Origin of the sequence: Micromonospora sp. NPDC049282 (assembly GCF_043197045.1) — a bacterium.
Lineage (GTDB): Bacteria > Actinomycetota > Actinomycetes > Mycobacteriales > Micromonosporaceae > Micromonospora.
In genome coordinates this window covers 381,374-396,648 of sequence record NZ_JBICSL010000001.1, presented here as the reverse complement: position 1 = coordinate 396,648, position 15,275 = coordinate 381,374, and the positions used below count along the sequence as shown (strand labels likewise).

Annotated in this window: 18 protein-coding genes; 16 read left to right on the top strand and 2 right to left on the bottom strand. The window is 69.0% G+C overall.

Features of this window, described 5'->3' with window-relative positions; all coding sequences use genetic code 11:
• Positions 1–3 precede the first annotated feature (3 nt).
• From ACGFI2_RS01850 to ACGFI2_RS01800, 11 genes are all read left to right on the top strand, one after another.
• Positions 4–888, top strand: a complete 885-nt coding sequence (locus ACGFI2_RS01850) for a phosphotransferase (RefSeq protein ID WP_393509026.1) — start codon at positions 4–6, stop codon at positions 886–888.
• Positions 889–1,335: 447 nt separating this feature from the next.
• Positions 1,336–1,497 (top strand): multiple cyclophane-containing RiPP AmcA, encoded by a 162-nt coding sequence (gene amcA / locus ACGFI2_RS01845; protein ID WP_393509023.1) that lies wholly within the window; start codon positions 1,336–1,338, stop codon positions 1,495–1,497.
• 90 nt (positions 1,498–1,587) lie between these two features.
• On the top strand, positions 1,588–1,905 hold the full coding sequence (locus ACGFI2_RS01840) for a hypothetical protein (RefSeq protein ID WP_393509020.1): 318 nt from the start codon (positions 1,588–1,590) through the stop codon (positions 1,903–1,905).
• The gene (locus ACGFI2_RS01835) at positions 1,902–2,765 is read left to right on the top strand and encodes a methyltransferase domain-containing protein (protein WP_393509018.1); all 864 of its coding nucleotides are present in this window, start codon (positions 1,902–1,904) and stop codon (positions 2,763–2,765) included. The genes ACGFI2_RS01840 and ACGFI2_RS01835 overlap by 4 nt, the downstream gene beginning before the upstream one ends.
• Before the next feature lies 1 nt (position 2,766).
• Positions 2,767–4,179: an NAD(P)/FAD-dependent oxidoreductase gene (locus ACGFI2_RS01830; RefSeq protein WP_393509015.1), complete on the top strand. Its 1,413-nt coding sequence runs from the start codon at positions 2,767–2,769 to the stop codon at positions 4,177–4,179.
• Complete coding sequence (locus tag ACGFI2_RS01825; protein WP_393509013.1) at positions 4,176–4,427, top strand: acyl carrier protein; 252 nt, start codon at positions 4,176–4,178, stop codon at positions 4,425–4,427. The genes ACGFI2_RS01830 and ACGFI2_RS01825 overlap by 4 nt, the downstream gene beginning before the upstream one ends.
• Positions 4,424–5,041 (top strand): DapH/DapD/GlmU-related protein, encoded by a 618-nt coding sequence (locus ACGFI2_RS01820; RefSeq protein ID WP_393509010.1) that lies wholly within the window; start codon positions 4,424–4,426, stop codon positions 5,039–5,041. Before ACGFI2_RS01825 ends, ACGFI2_RS01820 begins: the two co-directional genes overlap by 4 nt.
• A gap of 57 nt (positions 5,042–5,098) precedes the next feature.
• On the top strand, positions 5,099–6,385 hold the full coding sequence (gene murA / locus ACGFI2_RS01815) for a UDP-N-acetylglucosamine 1-carboxyvinyltransferase (protein WP_393509007.1): 1,287 nt from the start codon (positions 5,099–5,101) through the stop codon (positions 6,383–6,385).
• A gap of 210 nt (positions 6,386–6,595) precedes the next feature.
• On the top strand, positions 6,596–7,123 hold the full coding sequence (locus ACGFI2_RS01810) for a DUF6244 family protein (protein ID WP_393509004.1): 528 nt from the start codon (positions 6,596–6,598) through the stop codon (positions 7,121–7,123).
• 158 nt (positions 7,124–7,281) lie between these two features.
• Positions 7,282–7,680 carry a hypothetical protein gene (locus tag ACGFI2_RS01805; RefSeq protein WP_393510049.1) on the top strand — a complete coding sequence of 133 codons (399 nt, stop codon included), beginning with the start codon at positions 7,282–7,284 and terminating at the stop codon, positions 7,678–7,680.
• 10 nt (positions 7,681–7,690) lie between these two features.
• Positions 7,691–8,143, top strand: coding sequence for a SitI3 family protein (locus ACGFI2_RS01800; protein ID WP_393509001.1), 453 nt, complete (start codon positions 7,691–7,693; stop codon positions 8,141–8,143).
• A gap of 122 nt (positions 8,144–8,265) precedes the next feature.
• Here ACGFI2_RS01800 and ACGFI2_RS01795 read toward each other — a convergent pair whose 3' ends face one another.
• Positions 8,266–8,763, bottom strand: a complete 498-nt coding sequence (locus ACGFI2_RS01795; protein WP_393508998.1) for an NUDIX domain-containing protein — start codon at positions 8,761–8,763, stop codon at positions 8,266–8,268.
• A gap of 469 nt (positions 8,764–9,232) precedes the next feature.
• On the opposite strand from ACGFI2_RS01795, the gene ACGFI2_RS01790 reads away from it, so the two are divergent.
• A complete protein-coding gene (locus ACGFI2_RS01790) occupies positions 9,233–10,030 on the top strand; it encodes a DeoR family transcriptional regulator (protein WP_393508995.1) in 798 nt (265 codons plus the stop codon).
• Between the two features lie 125 nt (positions 10,031–10,155).
• Here the strand turns inward: ACGFI2_RS01790 and ACGFI2_RS01785 are convergent, their stop codons facing one another.
• The gene (locus ACGFI2_RS01785; protein WP_393508992.1) at positions 10,156–10,668 is read right to left on the bottom strand and encodes an HAD domain-containing protein; all 513 of its coding nucleotides are present in this window, start codon (positions 10,666–10,668) and stop codon (positions 10,156–10,158) included.
• A 489-nt stretch (positions 10,669–11,157) separates the two neighbouring features.
• On the opposite strand from ACGFI2_RS01785, the gene ACGFI2_RS01780 reads away from it, so the two are divergent.
• From ACGFI2_RS01780 to ACGFI2_RS01765, 4 genes are all read left to right on the top strand, one after another.
• The gene (locus ACGFI2_RS01780) at positions 11,158–12,045 is read left to right on the top strand and encodes a replication-relaxation family protein (RefSeq protein ID WP_393508989.1); all 888 of its coding nucleotides are present in this window, start codon (positions 11,158–11,160) and stop codon (positions 12,043–12,045) included.
• Between the two features lie 377 nt (positions 12,046–12,422).
• Positions 12,423–13,337 carry a DUF2637 domain-containing protein gene (locus ACGFI2_RS01775; RefSeq protein WP_393510046.1) on the top strand — a complete coding sequence of 305 codons (915 nt, stop codon included), beginning with the start codon at positions 12,423–12,425 and terminating at the stop codon, positions 13,335–13,337.
• Positions 13,312–13,722, top strand: a complete 411-nt coding sequence (locus ACGFI2_RS01770) for a helix-turn-helix transcriptional regulator (protein ID WP_393508986.1) — start codon at positions 13,312–13,314, stop codon at positions 13,720–13,722. The genes ACGFI2_RS01775 and ACGFI2_RS01770 overlap by 26 nt, the downstream gene beginning before the upstream one ends.
• Complete coding sequence (locus ACGFI2_RS01765) at positions 13,719–15,218, top strand: tyrosine-type recombinase/integrase (RefSeq protein ID WP_393508982.1); 1,500 nt, start codon at positions 13,719–13,721, stop codon at positions 15,216–15,218. Before ACGFI2_RS01770 ends, ACGFI2_RS01765 begins: the two co-directional genes overlap by 4 nt.
• Positions 15,219–15,275: the final 57 nt, after the last annotated feature.

The following is a 15,275-nucleotide window of genomic DNA, read 5'->3' as shown; positions in this document are numbered from 1 at the left end:
CCCATGTTCGTCGAGGCGCGCACCCGGCCGGTGCTCGCCGAGGTATGTCGTCTCCTCGGCTACCCCGACTCGGACGCGGCTCTGCTGCGGCATCACACCAACGCCGTCTACGCCGTCGGGGACGTCGTCATCAAGATCGCCCCTGGTGACCAGGACTTGGACCGGGTGCGCGCGATGGTGGCCGTGGTCGACTGGCTGGTGGACCGAGATTTCCCCACAGTCAGCCTTCACCCGGGCCTGTCTCAGCCGTTGAAGGTGGGCGGACACGCCGTTACGGTCTGGCAGCGTCTGGACCCCGCACACGACCGTCCCATCACCGTCTCCGAACTCGGAAGCCTTCTCCGGGACCTACACGCCTTGCCGGCACCGCCGGTGCGATTGCCGGTACTACGGCCGATCCACGGCATCGAGCGATCCGTGACCCGTTCGGAGATCCTGAACGGCAAGGAACAGGATCTGCTGATGAGCCGGCTCGAGGCGCTGGCCGCCGGCTGGGAGGCGATGCGGTTTCCCCGCGGCACGAGCTTGATCCAGTCCGATCCGCAGATCCGCAACGCGCTCCGGCGCTTCGACGGCAGGCCCGTACTGGCTGACTGGGACGGCGCCGCCGTCGGGCCTCGAGAGTGGGACATCGCCACGGTCGCTGTCCACTGCCGCCGGTTCGACCCGCCCGGTCCCGAGGCGTTCGCCGGCTTCACCGTCGCCTACGGCTGGGATGTCACATGCTGGCCGGGGTTCGAGGAGCTGTGCCAGCTCCGCGAATTGCAGATGATCGCCACCAACGCCCGCAAGTCCCGGCCCGGAACCGACGCCGCCGACGAGGTGCACCACCGGATCGCAGGCCTTGTTCACGACGGGCCGGAACTCCGCCGCTGGCACATCCTTTGAGATGAGTCTTGTAGGGACGGGTAGTACCGCCTGTCCTCCTCGTATCGGTCGAGGCCGACCACAGTGAGGCTCACCGTGGCCCACCACGCTGGGTCTGTCTTGGGCCCGTGCCGCCCGCGATTGTGGACGTCAGGAACACGTCGGCGGAACGGTCCAGGATCATCCTGATCCCATGGCGCTGGCGGGTCAGCGGCAATGTCACGCCAGGGAGAACCAGATGGACGTGTCGATCGGCGACAGGTCGGAATGCGACCCGACGCACCGGCAAGTGCTCGCGCCGAGCACTCCGTCGACCGTACGGGTGAATCCCCGTTCGCGTACCGCCAGCGAGGCTGTGTGGGCGGGTGACCGGCGGTCTGCTCCCCGCCGCCGGCCGACGGCGGTGGGCTTGCCGGCACGCCGGCGAGCCCACCGCACTCAGGCGGCGGACCCGAGCGGAGACCGGCCGTGACCGTCTATCTCTCGCGCAACGTGACGATGGGCGACCCAACGAGAGACTGCCCGGCAGCGGCTCAAGCGGTGCGACCAGCGTCGGTCGATCCGCCGCTGCTGACGCATGTCTGGCAGATCCTGTTCGAAAGGCAAACGCGGGAGCGTGAGGCTCGATGAGCAGCGACCGGAGCCCCTACGCGGAGATCGGTCCGCCTATATCCCTGGCGCATCTGCGGTGCGTCGGCTGGCGCTGCCGGGGTGGTCGGGATGACGGCCTCTGACGAGCACTCCCGGCCGCACGTGCCGATGCGGCCACTGTGGCTGTGCCGACGGTGCGGCCAGCCGTGGCCCTGCGGCGCGGCGAAGGTCGCCCTTCTGGCGGAGTACAGGGACGACCTGGTCAGTCTCTTTCTCTACCTGGCCAGCTGCCTGCATGACGCGATCGACGATCTGCACCAGCTCCGGCCCAGCGACACCGGCAGCACCGCCCATGTCTTCGACCGTTTCCTCGGCTGGCCCGCCCGGCACACCCGCTCCTACCGGCTCTCCACCAGAACTTCTCTCAATGAGGAGGAATCTCCATGAGCAGCACTGACGTCATCAACGCCCCGCCGCAGACGATCCGGTTGAGGGTCCCGGCAGGAGCGGCAAATGCACTCTGCCAACTGGGGCCGACGCTGAACGGCACCATCTCGGCCACGGTGGAGGTGCGCGGCGGGCGGATCGAGATCGAGGCGCCGGCCGCCGGCACGGTCCTCATCCCGACTGACGTGGGGCTCACGTTGCTGAGCGCGCTCAACGCCGACCCGGGCCTGCCTGTGGCGCGCGCCCGTGCCTTGGATATCGGGTGCGGCTCCGGCTTGTATACCGTGGCGCTGGCCTCGGCGGGCGCGGCACATGTGACCGCGTTGGACGTCAACCCGGCATGCGCGGAGGTGACCCGCGACAACGCGTCCCGCAACGGCATCCCGGCCGCCCAGGTGGCCACAATCGTCGGGGACCTTGCCGAGATGGCAGTCTCCGAACCCTGGGACCTGGTCGTCTGCAACCCTCCGCACTTCCCGCATGATCCGGCCTACGCCGCTGACGATGGCATTGAGGCCGCACTGGTCGGTGGCAGTGACGGGCGGGCGTTGTACGACGTCCTACTCGCCCGCCTCGACGAGCTGCTCGCTCCGGGCGGCACCCTGCTGCTGACGCATTCGTCCCTGACCAATATTCCCCATACTCGCCAGACGCTACGACGCAACGGATACGAGTGCCGCACGGTGCAGATCTGCGAGCTGGACATCCCCATGCGCCGCTACGCGAAGCACCGCGACGTGTTGCTGTCGCGGTTGTACCCACTGAGGGCCGCCGAACGGGCAGCTTTCCGTGGCCTCCGGTTCGAGGTGCACACCCTCGCTGCCACCCGAATCGATTCCCTGGACGGATCAGGTGAGTGACATGAACCAGTTCGTAACCGATGTTGTCGTGGCCGGCTCCGGCCTGCTCGGGCTCGCTACCGCGTTCGAGCTGCTCAGCCGGGACCTGGACGTCACCGTGGTCGGGCCTCGGACCGGTGACCACGCGGGGCAGGCATCGCGGGCCGCCGGGGCGATGCTCACCGTGTTCAGCGAGGTCGAGGCGAGCCATGATCCCCAGCGCGTCAGCCTCGAAGTTGGCGAACGGTTGGCCGCCCGGACCGGATACGAAGCCTGGCTGGACCGCGTCGGCACGGCCAGCAAGCGGACCCTACCGCTGGTCCCAGGCGTGTGGGTGATCAGCAACGGCTACGGGCCGGACGACGCAGCGAACCTCCGGGCCATCGTGATGGCCGCCGAGACCCACGGGTGCCGCGCCGAGTCCGCCGCACCGACCGACGTACCGGGGCTGGCACCGCAAGTCCGGGCGCACGAGGCGCTATGGCTGCCGGACGAGGCAAGCGTGGACCCCATGCTCTTGGTCGAGGCGCTGGCCACGGCACTGAGCGTCAATCCCCGCTGTCGATGGCTCGACACCAACGTCACCGCCGTCAAGGAGCGCGGCGAGCATCTGGCCGTTGACGCGGCTGACGGCAGCACCGTCCTGGCCGCTCACTTGGTGCTCGCCGCCGGTACCGGGACGACGGGTCTGCTCGCCCCAGCGCTCGCCGAGCAGGTCGACGCACCTCCGTTGCGGTCCGGGCGAGGCGTGTCACTTCTGGCCCGCGTCCCGTTCTCGCTGCCCGCTGCGGTGCGAACCCCGAACCGGGGCTTCGCCTGTGGCAGCCACATGGTCCCGCGCGGCGACGGCACCATCTATCTGGGGGCGACGAATAGGCTCTCCACCGCACCCGACTATAGCCAACCCGCCGCTCTTGACGAGATCGCCACCTTGATCCATGACGCGACTGCTGAACTCAACACTCAGCTGCGCGATGCCGCGCTGATCGAGGTCCGAGTGGGGCACCGGCCGGTAACCCTCGATCACCTGCCACTGATCGGCTGCACCGGACATCCGATGATCCACCTTGCGACCGGCACCTACCGGTGCGGCGTGCTGCTGGCTCCGCACGCCGCAGTCATCGTCGCCGACGGGATCACCGCTCCTGGTTCGACCGCCACCCATCCCTACAGCCCTCGGCGCGCGATGCACCTGCCAGCACTCGACGACCTCATCGGCGGCGCGACCCGCGGCCTGGTGGACATGCTCTGCCAACCGGGTGGCAGCCTCCCGCCGGGCACGCACGAGATGCTGGAGCGGTTCCTCGAGGCGGCTTTGCAAGAGTTCGCCTCCGGCACCTCGACCAGGGCGGTCGCCGTCCGCAGGCTCTGGCAGCGTGCGCCGATGGCCGAGTGCCTGCCGCTGCTGCTCGACGCCGCCGGGCGGGTCCGATGAGCACGGGCGCTCTGAACCGGCAGGCAGTAGTCCGGCAGATTCTCGTAGAGATCAGCGGCCGGGCCATCGACACGATCATCGCCTCCACGCGGCTGTCCGATCTCGGTCTGGACTCGCTCGACCGGCTCACACTCGCGGTGCTGCTGGAGGAACGAACCGGTCATCCCCTGCCCGACGACGAGCTGATCAGCGTCAGGACGCTGAGCGATCTGGAGCGGCTCCTGAAACCCGCGGAGCGTTCGGTATGACCAAGACGCCAGTACCGACACCCGGGCGCACGTCGGACACGCCCTTCATCGCTGAGTCGGCTGAGGTCGCAGACGCAGCCTTTGTCGGCGCACGAACCAGGATCTGGCACCACGCTCAGGTCGACGGGGACGTCCGGATCGGCGAGGACTGCGTACTCGGCAAAGGCGTTCATGTGGCCTCGGCAGCGGTCATCGGCAACCGGGTCAAGATCCAGGACGGATGCGGAGTGTACGGGGCTGTTCTGGAGGACGGCGTGATGCTTGCCCCCGGCGTCTACCTGCTGGAGGACTCCGCACCTCGAGCTGTCAACCCCGCCGGCCACCTGAAGGGCCGCGACGACTGGCGGCGGGAACCGGTGACGATCCGCTACGGCGCCACCGTCGGTGCCAACGCGGTCATCGCCCCAGGCGTCACCATCGGCCGATACGCCATGGTCGCCATCGGCACCGTTGTGGGACATGACGTGCCGGACTACGGCCTCGTCATGGGCAACCCGGCCCGGCAGATCGGCTGGGCCTGCAGGTGCGGACACCGCCTCGACGACAACCTCACCTGCCCCGCCTGCGGGCGGTTCTACCGCCAAGGATCGAACGGTTTGTCCCTGGCTGCGTAACCGCCGACTGTCCCGCCCGTGCCTGCTCAACCACTTCCTCTGCTAAAGGAACGTCACATGACCGAAGTTCGCTATCGTGTCCGCCCCGCCGGCCCGCTCAACGGGACCGTCGTCGTGCAGGGCGCCAAGAACGCGGCCCTGCCCATGATCGGTGCCGCGCTGCTCGCCCGACGCGGTCAGACGGTGCTGCGTAACGTCCCCGCGATCACCGATGTCCAGCATGCCGTGGACCTCGCCCGGCTTCTTGGCGCTGAGGTCGAGTACCACCCGGGCGACCGACTGCTCGTCATCGACGCCACCGAGATCACCAGCTCACGGCTACCAGCCGATCTCACCCGCCAGTTTCGGGGCAGCGTCTTGTTCCTTGCCCCGGTGCTGCACCGTCGAGGCGAGGTGATCTTCGAGGGTGCCGGCGGCTGCGCCCTCGGCACCCGGGGGCTTGACTTCCACTACCGGGGCCTGGCCCGCCTCGGCGGACACATCGAGGAACACGGCACCACGATCAGCATCAAAGCCAGCAACCTGCGCGGCGCGGACCTCTACCTCGACACGCCCTCGCACACCGGCACCGAGAACCTCGTCATGGCCGCAGCCCTGACGCCCGGCCGGACCGTCATCGAGAACGCCGCGCTGGAACCCGAAGTTCTCGACGTAGTCGCGATGCTCACGGCCATGGGCGCCCAGATCACCGGCGCAGGAACTGGCCGCATCGCCGTCACCGGGGTCGACGTGCTCAACGCGGTCGAATACACGATCATGCCGGACCGTATGGACGCCGGCGTGCTCACCATCGCGGCTGCCATCACCGGTGGGGCGATCAACCTCGTCGGTGGGACCGTACTGGATCACTTCGGAGTCGCCGCGCACAAGCTCCACCAGATGGGCATCGAACTCAGCGCCGCCGGAGCGGTCACTAGCGTCATCCGACCCGGTCAACTGCATCCGATCAACGTCATCACCGACACCCACCCCGGGTTCGCCACCGACCTGCAGCCTCCGCTGATGGCCCTCGCCACCCAAGCAGCCGGGACAAGCTACTTCCGTGAGCGCATACACGACGCCCGCTACGCCCTCGCCGGTGAACTGACCAAGCTCGGCGCGGACCTCACCGTCGACGGCGAGAAAGCCGTGGTCCACGGTGGTAAGCCGCTGCGCGGCACCGAGGTCATCGCCCGGGATCTGCGGACCGGCATCGGCCTCGTGTTGGCCGGACTTGTCGCAAACGGCGAAACCGTTATCGGCAACGGCGCCATGATCGACCGGGGCCACGCAGACCTGACCGGCCGTTTCACCGCCCTCGGCGCCGACATCACCCGCGAGGAGTTCGGACGACGGGCTTGCTGAGCGAGCACAAAACCTCCTGCCGTGCCGTCCCCGGCTGAGGAGCGCCATTTGCAACCTGTGGCAGGCCGCCGCGACGATCGCCGCCGCCGAGGCCACCCTCGCCTCGGCGACAACCGATAGCTCCGTTACGACGTCTGGTGGCGTCGGTGCCGTGCCGGTAGGTTCAACCCTCCTGAGAGCTCTCGTGGCTATATGGAGGGATCCGGCAGCGTGTCGCACGTCGAGAGGATCACTACTGAGCTACGTACGCTGGCCGTCGGGGTCGAGCGTGCGCAGGGTCTGGCTGCCGCTGCTGATCAGCAGGCGCAGGAGATCGCGCTGCGCGCGGCGGGTGCCGGGTTCGTTGCGGTCGCCGCCGGTGTGGCGCGGCTTCGCGGTGCCATCGCCACCATCCGGGGTGGACTGGGTGGACTCGCTGGTGCTGTCGGTGATGCCGCGAAGGTGACCGCTGGTGTTCCGCAGCAGGCCAGTCCGGGGGAGACGATCAGCGGGCTGACTCCGGTGCAGAGTGCGGTCGACAGCATCCGCGACCAGACGGCCGCCACGATCACCCAGGTTGGTGAGGCGCAGCAGCTTGTCGTCGGGGTGTTACAGGGTGGGCAACCGGGCCCGCTGCTACAGGCCCTGGAGAGCATCAAACAGGTGCTTGTCATGCTGGTCCAGCGCACCGCCACGACCCGCCAGGCCGTTGACGCGGCGATCGCCGAGGCACGACAGCTGGGGTCGTCGGGAAACTGAGCGGGGCTGGCGGTGCCGTGCCGACCAGCCCTGCCTCGGATCCCACACCGTCCGCCGGCACACCAGTGACGACACCGTGGACGCGCAAGCCCACCGGCGAGCACGGCGGCTCGCCCACCGGTCGGCGTACCCGGATCCCTCCGAAGGAGGACGAACGCGTGCGGCGCTCCCTGGAACTGGAGAACCAGTGTGCCGACACCGTCGCCGCGAAGAGCTACCGGCTCCACCAGAACCCGACCCGGCAGGAGGTCGCTGACGCCCGGCTCGGTACCGGTGATTCCGGTAAACCGGGTAAGGACCCCGACTACCTGGTCGAGGGACACGTCTTCGACTGCTACTCCCCGACGCCGGCCAAGAGTGTGCGAGGCGTGTGGAGCGGGGTTGCCGACAAGATCGCCAGTGAGCAGACCCAACGGGTGGTGGTCAACCTCCACGACTGGCGTGGCGATCTCGCGGCGTTGCAGAAGCAGTTCGACGACTGGCCGATCGCAGGGTTGAAGGAACTGGTGGCGGTGACGCGCAGTGGGGCGATAATCCAGATCCTGCGACGAGACTGAAGGGCTATCCATGGCGACCGAGTACCGCTTGACGCTGGCCGGCGACGTTCCGCTCGATGTGCTGGCCGGCGTCGTCGCCCCAGACGGTGCCTTGGAGTCGGCGGGAGATGGCAGGTCGCGGGTGTTGAGTGCGGACCTGAGCGATCGGTGTGGCTACACGGTGAGCATCTACGGCGGCTCCCACGGCTACTTCGAGGCCGAGGATGGTGACGGCTCGATGTGGGAGTGGGAACCGGAGCGGTACGTCACCATCGGCTTCCGGCTGCGCAAGGACGAGTCCTCCGAGCGGGCGACGCGGGAAATGCTGGCGTCCGTGGCCCGGGTCCTGAGCGAGCGGTCGGAGGACGCCGCGCTGATCCTCGACGCTGACTGGCTGCTGCTGACCCGGCTCTCGGGAACGCTGCGCAGGCACGCGCCGAGTTGGTGGGGTGTGCACGGCGGGGAAGATCTTGTCGACCGGTGAGTGGTTCGGAGCCGGTCGTTGTCGATGACGCCGGTGGCGTGAGGAGACCTCGCCGGCTTCGTGTGCAGGGGGCGACCCCTATGTCCCGGTACCGGGCTGTGGTCGAGGGTCCGTGTTGACGACTAACTGTTCGAGGTCGCGACTCCATCCTCAAGGTAGACACCGCCATGGCCGATAGCGGCGATCGCCGCGGTGACCCGCCGAGCCAGTCGGGGAATCAACATCTCGTCCAGGCGTTCCGGCTCGACGAACTCGAAGCCGTCCAACTCGTCCCGGCACAGTCGCATCGCCGCGATCTGATCCGCCGTCAGTACTCCGCCGTCGAAGACGAACATGAGTCCGCCGTCCCACGGTGGGTTCGCCGGCACCCAGTCGACGCACAGCAGCCCTCCTGCGGGTATCGACAGGCCCAACTCCTCTCGGATCTCGCGGGTGCAGGCGTCTGCCGGGGACTCGTCCGGCTCCACGGTACCGCCGGGAACTTCCCACACGTCCTTGTAGACCGGGTGGACCAGCAGCACCCGGCCGGCCTGGTCGCGGAGAATCACACCGGCCGCCGCGCGGACCCGCGTCACGCTGGCGATATAGGACAGGTCCGGTTCGGTCCACGTCTCGGCCACGCGACCGACCCTACGGGCTTGCCCTCGGCGCATCGCCCGTTCCTGAAGGAAGACGCGGCAACATTCCCCCGGGCGTTGTTACTCGGAGTAACCGTCAATTCGGCGCGTGGCGTTCTATCGTTGAGTCGGCCTGGCTTTGTCTCGGGCCTCCGACAGATCGGTGCCGCAGTCCGGCGTCGATCACGGAGATCAACTAACGGCGGTCTGATTTGACCGTACCGCGTTTTCTATCCTCAGCTCTTCGGCTGATTCACTGAACAGTGATCATCAAAATCGGCCCCAAAACCCCGGTTTGTATATGTGGGTGCTCGCACGGCCCGCCGACGCCCCGGTCGACGGCCGACGGCGAGCGCTGTCTCCGGTCACGGCGGTCCCGGCTTCCGATGTTCCCGTCGGCGCATTGACCACTCTCTGTTACTGCTGTCAGGACCGGATGTCGGACCGTCGACGCCAGGAGGATCATCAGGGGATGGGCGACCAGGGTGCCACGCGGCGGTTGTCCCCGCGGCGGTGGCGGATCCTGTCATACCTGGCGCAGCATGGTGCCACGACGACACTGGACGTGGCGCTTGTCTGCGGAGTGTCGCGGCTGACGGCTCACCGGGACCTGGTGGGGCTGCACGAGGCGGGATTGGTGCGCCGCGACCGCTCGGCGGAGGACCGGACCCACACCTGGTGGTACGAGGTCACGGCCGAGGGAACCGACGTGCTCCGGCGAGCCCTGACAGCAACGGGGCGGCCGGTTCCGCTGCGGCTGGGGCAGCGTTCCTCCGGTCGGGCGGATGCCTTGCTGTTCCTGCCGTTGGTGGAGGTGTCGCGGCGCGACTCGGGGCGGTGCGAGCTGTTCCAGTGGCTGGCGATGATGGAGACCTCGGCGTGGTTGCGCCAGCACGACCTGGCGCAGGTGCGGGCCGATGGCTATGGCGTCTGGCTGCAGGACGGGCGGTGCCTGCGGTTCCTGGTCCACGTCGACCGTGGCCCGATCGGCGGCGTTGTCGCCGAGCACGAGCGAGCGACGTCAGGTCTGGGTGGATTGTTGGCCGGGTACCGGCGTGCGGACCGGCTGGTGCCGGTCGGGGCGGTTCTGGTGATTGCTCAGGACGCCGAGCGGGAGGAACGGCTGCGGGCCGACCTGCTCCGCGAGCCGCTGCGGAACGTGGTCGCCACGACCACGCAGCAGTTGTTGTACCGCCACTGGCCGGACGACCAGGTATGGCAGGTACCGGGCGAGAGTGGCATGCGTCGCCTCATCGAGGTCGGATCCTGACCGCACCACGTCACGATTCCCGGGCTGCGGCCGACGCCAGCGGGATGGTGGGGGACCTCACCAGCGACGGCCCCGACTGGCAGACAGCCGTCCGGCGCGGCACCCGCGACGGCTGGAAGCTGGCCCTACTGCGCCCGCCTGAGCCAGCTCCCGATGACAGTGAAGTCCTGCTCGGTCAGGCCGCGATGTGGATCGACCCGATGCAGCAGGGCCGGGCCAGGGTGATGAATCGATACCCACTGCTGATCGGCGTGGGAGATCTCGTCGTCGACCCAGACGAAGGGGCGTCCCTGCGCCCACTCGACGAGCCCACGGGTCTTCCAGTGCAGGGGGCCTATCTCGTCGGAATCGGGCCAGTCCACCACGGGCAGGGTCGGGAGCCCGAGCAGCGGTGCGAGCAGGTCGTTCGCGTCGCTCATCCAGGTCGTCGCCCAGACCAGATCACACGGCAGGGCCCTCAGTCGGCGGCCGTGTTCCGGATTGACCTTGTGCAGCAGGGGATGGGCGTCGGCCGGTAGGGCCGGTGTCTCGGTGTGGCCGTGCCGCATCCCCTGCTGAACCGCCGTGGGTGTGCCGAGCGGGATGAGGGTGCCGTCCACGTCGAGGAACAGCAACGGGCGTGTGGCAGGGGCGGACATGACCGAGAGGCTAGCCCTCACCCCGCCAACGGCTACCTCCACGCGCTTGCCCCAAGGCCATTCGTCGCGCCGTTGCTCCCGGCGGTCGGCACTTACGAGCCGCTGACGGCTACCACGGCAGGGGAGGCGCCGGGATTCATCTCACCGGGCTCTTTCCATTTCGGCGGCGCTGTCGTGCCCGGACCAGGCCACCAGCACCACATTTCACATCCTCAACCAAGGAGTTCCCGTGTTTTCGTTGACACCTTCAACGACTGCCGTAGGCATTGGCAGTGACGAGGTCCGGCTTGATCCCCGTTCGGGGGTCGGGCTTGGCGTCAGCGTTGACGTCAGTCTTCAGCCGGACCCCCGAACCGACCCCCTGTTTCCTCTCACACAGCAGGCCAGCGCGTCTGTCAGCGCCGTCGGCTTGTCCTGCGACAGACCCTGCTGGTCTCGGGTCTCTCCCCTGGGGCTGGCATTCCCTACCCGGGAAGGAGGTGGTAGCCGGTGGATGATCCGGTCCTTCGGGTCCAGTCCCAGCTGACCGGCCGTGACCGTGTGCTGCTGGGCTGGTTGTACGACCACGGCGTGTTGACGTCGTTCCAGCTCGCGACCGCCCTGTTCCCGTCCCTCGATTTCTGCCAGCGGCGACTGCGGACCCTGTACCGGCTGCGCCTCGTCGCTCGGTTCCGGCCACAGCGGGCCGACGGCGGCTCGTACCCGTACCACTACGTGATAGATCAGCTCGGCGCCGAAGTCGTCGCGGCCAGCCGGGACGAACGTCCACCGCGGCGGGACCACGCCCGGGTGGAGCGGCGGCGCTGGACCTCGACCCGCAGCCTCGCCCACCGGCTCGGGGTGAACGGCTTCTTCACCGACCTGGCCGGGCACGCCCGTACTCATCCGGGCACCGGGCTGGTGGAGTGGCTGCCGGAGGCGGTGTGCCAGCGCGCCGGGACGTTCACCAGCCGGCAGGATCCGGGGCTGATACGGGCGTTTCAGCCGCGGGTACGCCCGGACGGCTACGGCCGGTGGGTCGATGGCGGTGTCGAGGTGCCGTTCTTCGTCGAGTACGACACCGGCGCGGAACAGCTGTCGATCCTGGTTGGCAAGGTGGACGGCTATCAGGAGCTGTTCGGCATGCTCGGGCGGGCGTGGCCGGTTCTGTTCTGGCTGCCCTCGGCCGCTCGCGAGCGCAACCTGCGCCGCGTGCTGGCAGACGTGCCGCTGTCGGTGCCAGTCGCCACCGGGACCCGCGACCACGCCGCGACGGCGGGCCTGGGCCCGGCAGAGGCGGTGTGGGCCGTAGCCGGTGGGGAAGGGCAGCGGCTGCGGCTGGTGGATCTTGCCCGGTACGCCGTTGACGCCTCCAGCCAAGCGGGTGAGGCCGCGTGATCGGCGACAGCACGGCGGCGGCGGACGCAACCTCTGTCGAGGAGCGGACCGTGAGGGCTGGCGTCTGTCACGGATCTGTCGTAAGAGGCTCGGCCGGTGCTGACAGATCCGTGAGAGCCCCGGACATCCGCTCCCACCGCGCGGTGACCGCGGCCCCGTCCGGCGTCCGTGGCAGGCGGTCCGCAGCCGGCGCCTGGGCCCCGTGCCGACAGGTGTCCGCCGTCGGGCCGGTCCGCGATCTGGTCCGGCCACCTCGGCTGGCGGACGGGCCGTCGCCCCGGTCCGGGTCGGGGAGGTGATCGGCCACGACGGCACCGATCCCTGACCCGAACGCCCGTCCGCGCGGCAGCCGCGTCGAGGGCGTCGTCCAGGTCGTCATCATGCTGGCCATCGGCGGCGCAGCGGGGGCGGCCAGCTTCACCCACGTCCACAACGTGGCCGCCGCGCACGGCCAACCCGGCTGGTTGGCCTGGGCCGACGCGATCGTCCTGGAACTGATGTCCATCGCCTCCGGCCTGGAACTACGCCGCCGCAAACGCACCCACACCTCCACCGTCTTCCCGGCCACCGTACTGGCCTGCGCGGTCACCCTGTCCCTGGCGGCCCAGGTCGTCGAGGCCGAACCCTCGATCATCGGCTGGATCGCCGCCGCCGTACCCGCGCTCGGATTCCTCGTCATGGTCAAGATCGCCCTCGGACGGACCAGCACCACCACACCCGCCTGGACGCTTGGGGACGGCCGACGGGATTCGGCCGGGCGGACCGTTCCGGACAGCGGACTGGACGAGGCGACCCAGTCCGCTGTCACGGCGGGGGAGCGGCGGTCCCGGACCCGGACCGTCCGCTCACCGGATGCTCGTCGCCGATACGGCGGACGGACCCGGCAGCGAGCGGACCGGGGACGGTCCGCGCAGCCGTCCGGCGACGTGGCCGAGCTGTTGCCGGCGGCGCGCAAGGTCCGGGACCGGCTCGCCGCGGACGGTCAGGCACTGACCCGGGCGGCGCTCGCCGAAGCGCTGCGCGCAGCCGGTCACACCGTGTCCAACACCCGAGTATCCGAACTCCTCAAGACCCTCAAGGTCGAGTCGTCGGCACCACCCGAGCTGATCGTTAGCCCGGCCGTGCCGACGAATCCGATGCCACCGCCTCTGTCACCGGAGCGGCGCAACGGTGGCGGAGCAGCCACCCCTGCGCCGGTCGACCCTGACGGGGCTACCCCGCTCCTACCGCATTGCCATCCCTCTCACAGCCAGGAGAAGCCTGATCATGAACAGCCCAGCGAACCCAGCTGACCAGACCACCCGCACCACGACCGACAGCACCACCACCGCGTCCAGCATCGGGGAGGTGTGGACGATCGAGCGCGTCCGTGCCCTCGGCGTGACCACCACCCTCGCCACCACCGCCTCCGTGCTCGGGATCAGCCGATCCCAGGCGTACCGGCTCGCCGCCACCGACCAGTTCCCCATCCCGCTGATCCGGGCCGGCAGCCGCATCATCGTCCCGGTCGCCGGCCTTCTCCAGCTCCTGCTGGTCGCGGACCCCGCTTCGACCAACGACCACCGACAACTTGATGCCGACGCGAAGGTGAGCGTGGATGCGATGACCCCGCCACCAGCGGATTCCACCCGACACCGCTGGCGGCACCATACGAAGCATCCGGGAGACGATGAGTGAAGGGATCCACCTTCAAACGCTGCGGCTGCCGCGACACCACCACCGGCCGGCGACTGGGACGCTCCTGTCCCCAGCTTCGCCGGCCCGGCGGCGGCTGGTCCCGCACCCACGGCCACTGGCACTGGCAGATCGAAATCCCCGCCCGCGCCGACGGCACCCGCCGCCCACTCCGCCACGGCCCCTACGCCACCCAGGCCGACGCCGACGCCGTCCTCGACCGCATCCGGGCCGCGCTCGCCGTCCCCGACCCCACCGACCCGCACACCACTGTCAAGACCGGCGACCTGATCGAGGCCGCCGTCAAGACCGGCGCACCTATCCCCACCCCGGATCAGGTCCGGCGGGCGCTGCACCTGGATATCACCCCCACCGAGCTGCCCACCATGCAGGCGTACCTGACCGACTGGCTCGCCGGGCGCAAAAACATCAAGAAGGGGACTCTGCGCTCCTACGAAGGACACATCCGCCTGTACCTGATCCCGCACCTCGGCCACCTGCGCATCGACCGGCTCCGCCCCGGCCACATCGACGCCATGTACGACGCCATCGCCGAACGCAACACCACCATCGCCACCCTGCGCGCCAGCCGCCACCCCGCCAAGCGCGACCAGGTCAAGAACCAGCGGACCGTCGGTAACCGGACCCTGCACGTCATCCACGCCACCCTGCGCAAGGCCCTCAACGACGCGATGCGCCGCCACCGCTACATCGACACCAACCCCGCCCTCATGATCGAACTACCCACAGCCCGACCACCCAAGCCCACCATCTGGACCGACCAACGCATCCGCACCTGGCGCGACACCGGCAAAACCCCCAGCCCTGTCATGATCTGGACCCCCGAACACACCGGCAAATTCCTCGACCACACCCACGACGCCGGCGACCGGCTCTACGCCCTCTACCACCTCATCACCTTCACCGGCCTACGCCGAGGGGAAGCCTGCGGCCTGCACTGGGACGACCTCGACCTCGACGCCGCCACCCTCACCGTCCGCTGGCAACTCGTCCAACACGGCTGGGCCACCGCCGTCGACACTCCCAAAACCACCGACAGCGAGGCCGCGGTCGCCCTCGACACCGAGACCGTCGCGGCGCTACGCGCCCACCGCGCCCGGCAGCACCGCGAACGCCTCGCCGCAGGTGCTGCCTGGACCCCTACCGGGCTCGTGTTCACCACGCCCACCGGTGGCCCGCTCCACCCTGCCCACGTCACCGACCACTTCCATCACCTCGCCACGCAAGCCGGGCTACCACCCATCCGGCTTCACGACCTTCGGCACGGCGCTGCCACCATGGGACTCGCCGCTGGCGTTCAGATGAAGGTCATCTCCAACCGGCTCCGCCACTCCAGCCCACACTTCACCGCCAAGTTCTACGGCGACGTCCTCCCCGAGCTCTCCCACGCCGCCGCCGAAGCAACTGCCTCGATCGTCCCGCGCCAGCGCGCCGCTCAAGGTCGGCGTAGCCCGGCCCAACACCCTGTCGACCACTGACCCCGAACAATCAAGATCAGCCGCGGAGACGGGTCGCGGCCTCGAAGGCGATCTGGA

Bases quoted from the DNA above. Each gene is read 5' to 3' on its own strand.
- ACGFI2_RS01850 (WP_393509026.1), top strand. From the start codon at position 4: ATGTTCGTCGAGGCGCGCACCCGGCCGGTGCTCGCCGAGGTATGTCGT.
- ACGFI2_RS01840 (WP_393509020.1), top strand. From the start codon at position 1,588: ATGACGGCCTCTGACGAGCACTCCCGGCCGCACGTGCCGATGCGGCCA.
- ACGFI2_RS01835 (WP_393509018.1), top strand. From the start codon at position 1,902: ATGAGCAGCACTGACGTCATCAACGCCCCGCCGCAGACGATCCGGTTG.
- ACGFI2_RS01830 (WP_393509015.1), top strand. From the start codon at position 2,767: ATGAACCAGTTCGTAACCGATGTTGTCGTGGCCGGCTCCGGCCTGCTC.
- ACGFI2_RS01825 (WP_393509013.1), top strand. From the start codon at position 4,176: ATGAGCACGGGCGCTCTGAACCGGCAGGCAGTAGTCCGGCAGATTCTC.
- ACGFI2_RS01820 (WP_393509010.1), top strand. From the start codon at position 4,424: ATGACCAAGACGCCAGTACCGACACCCGGGCGCACGTCGGACACGCCC.
- murA (WP_393509007.1), top strand. From the start codon at position 5,099: ATGACCGAAGTTCGCTATCGTGTCCGCCCCGCCGGCCCGCTCAACGGG.
- ACGFI2_RS01800 (WP_393509001.1), top strand. From the start codon at position 7,691: ATGGCGACCGAGTACCGCTTGACGCTGGCCGGCGACGTTCCGCTCGAT.
- ACGFI2_RS01790 (WP_393508995.1), top strand. From the start codon at position 9,233: ATGGGCGACCAGGGTGCCACGCGGCGGTTGTCCCCGCGGCGGTGGCGG.
- ACGFI2_RS01785 (WP_393508992.1), bottom strand. From the start codon at position 10,668: ATGTCCGCCCCTGCCACACGCCCGTTGCTGTTCCTCGACGTGGACGGC.
- ACGFI2_RS01770 (WP_393508986.1), top strand. From the start codon at position 13,312: ATGAACAGCCCAGCGAACCCAGCTGACCAGACCACCCGCACCACGACC.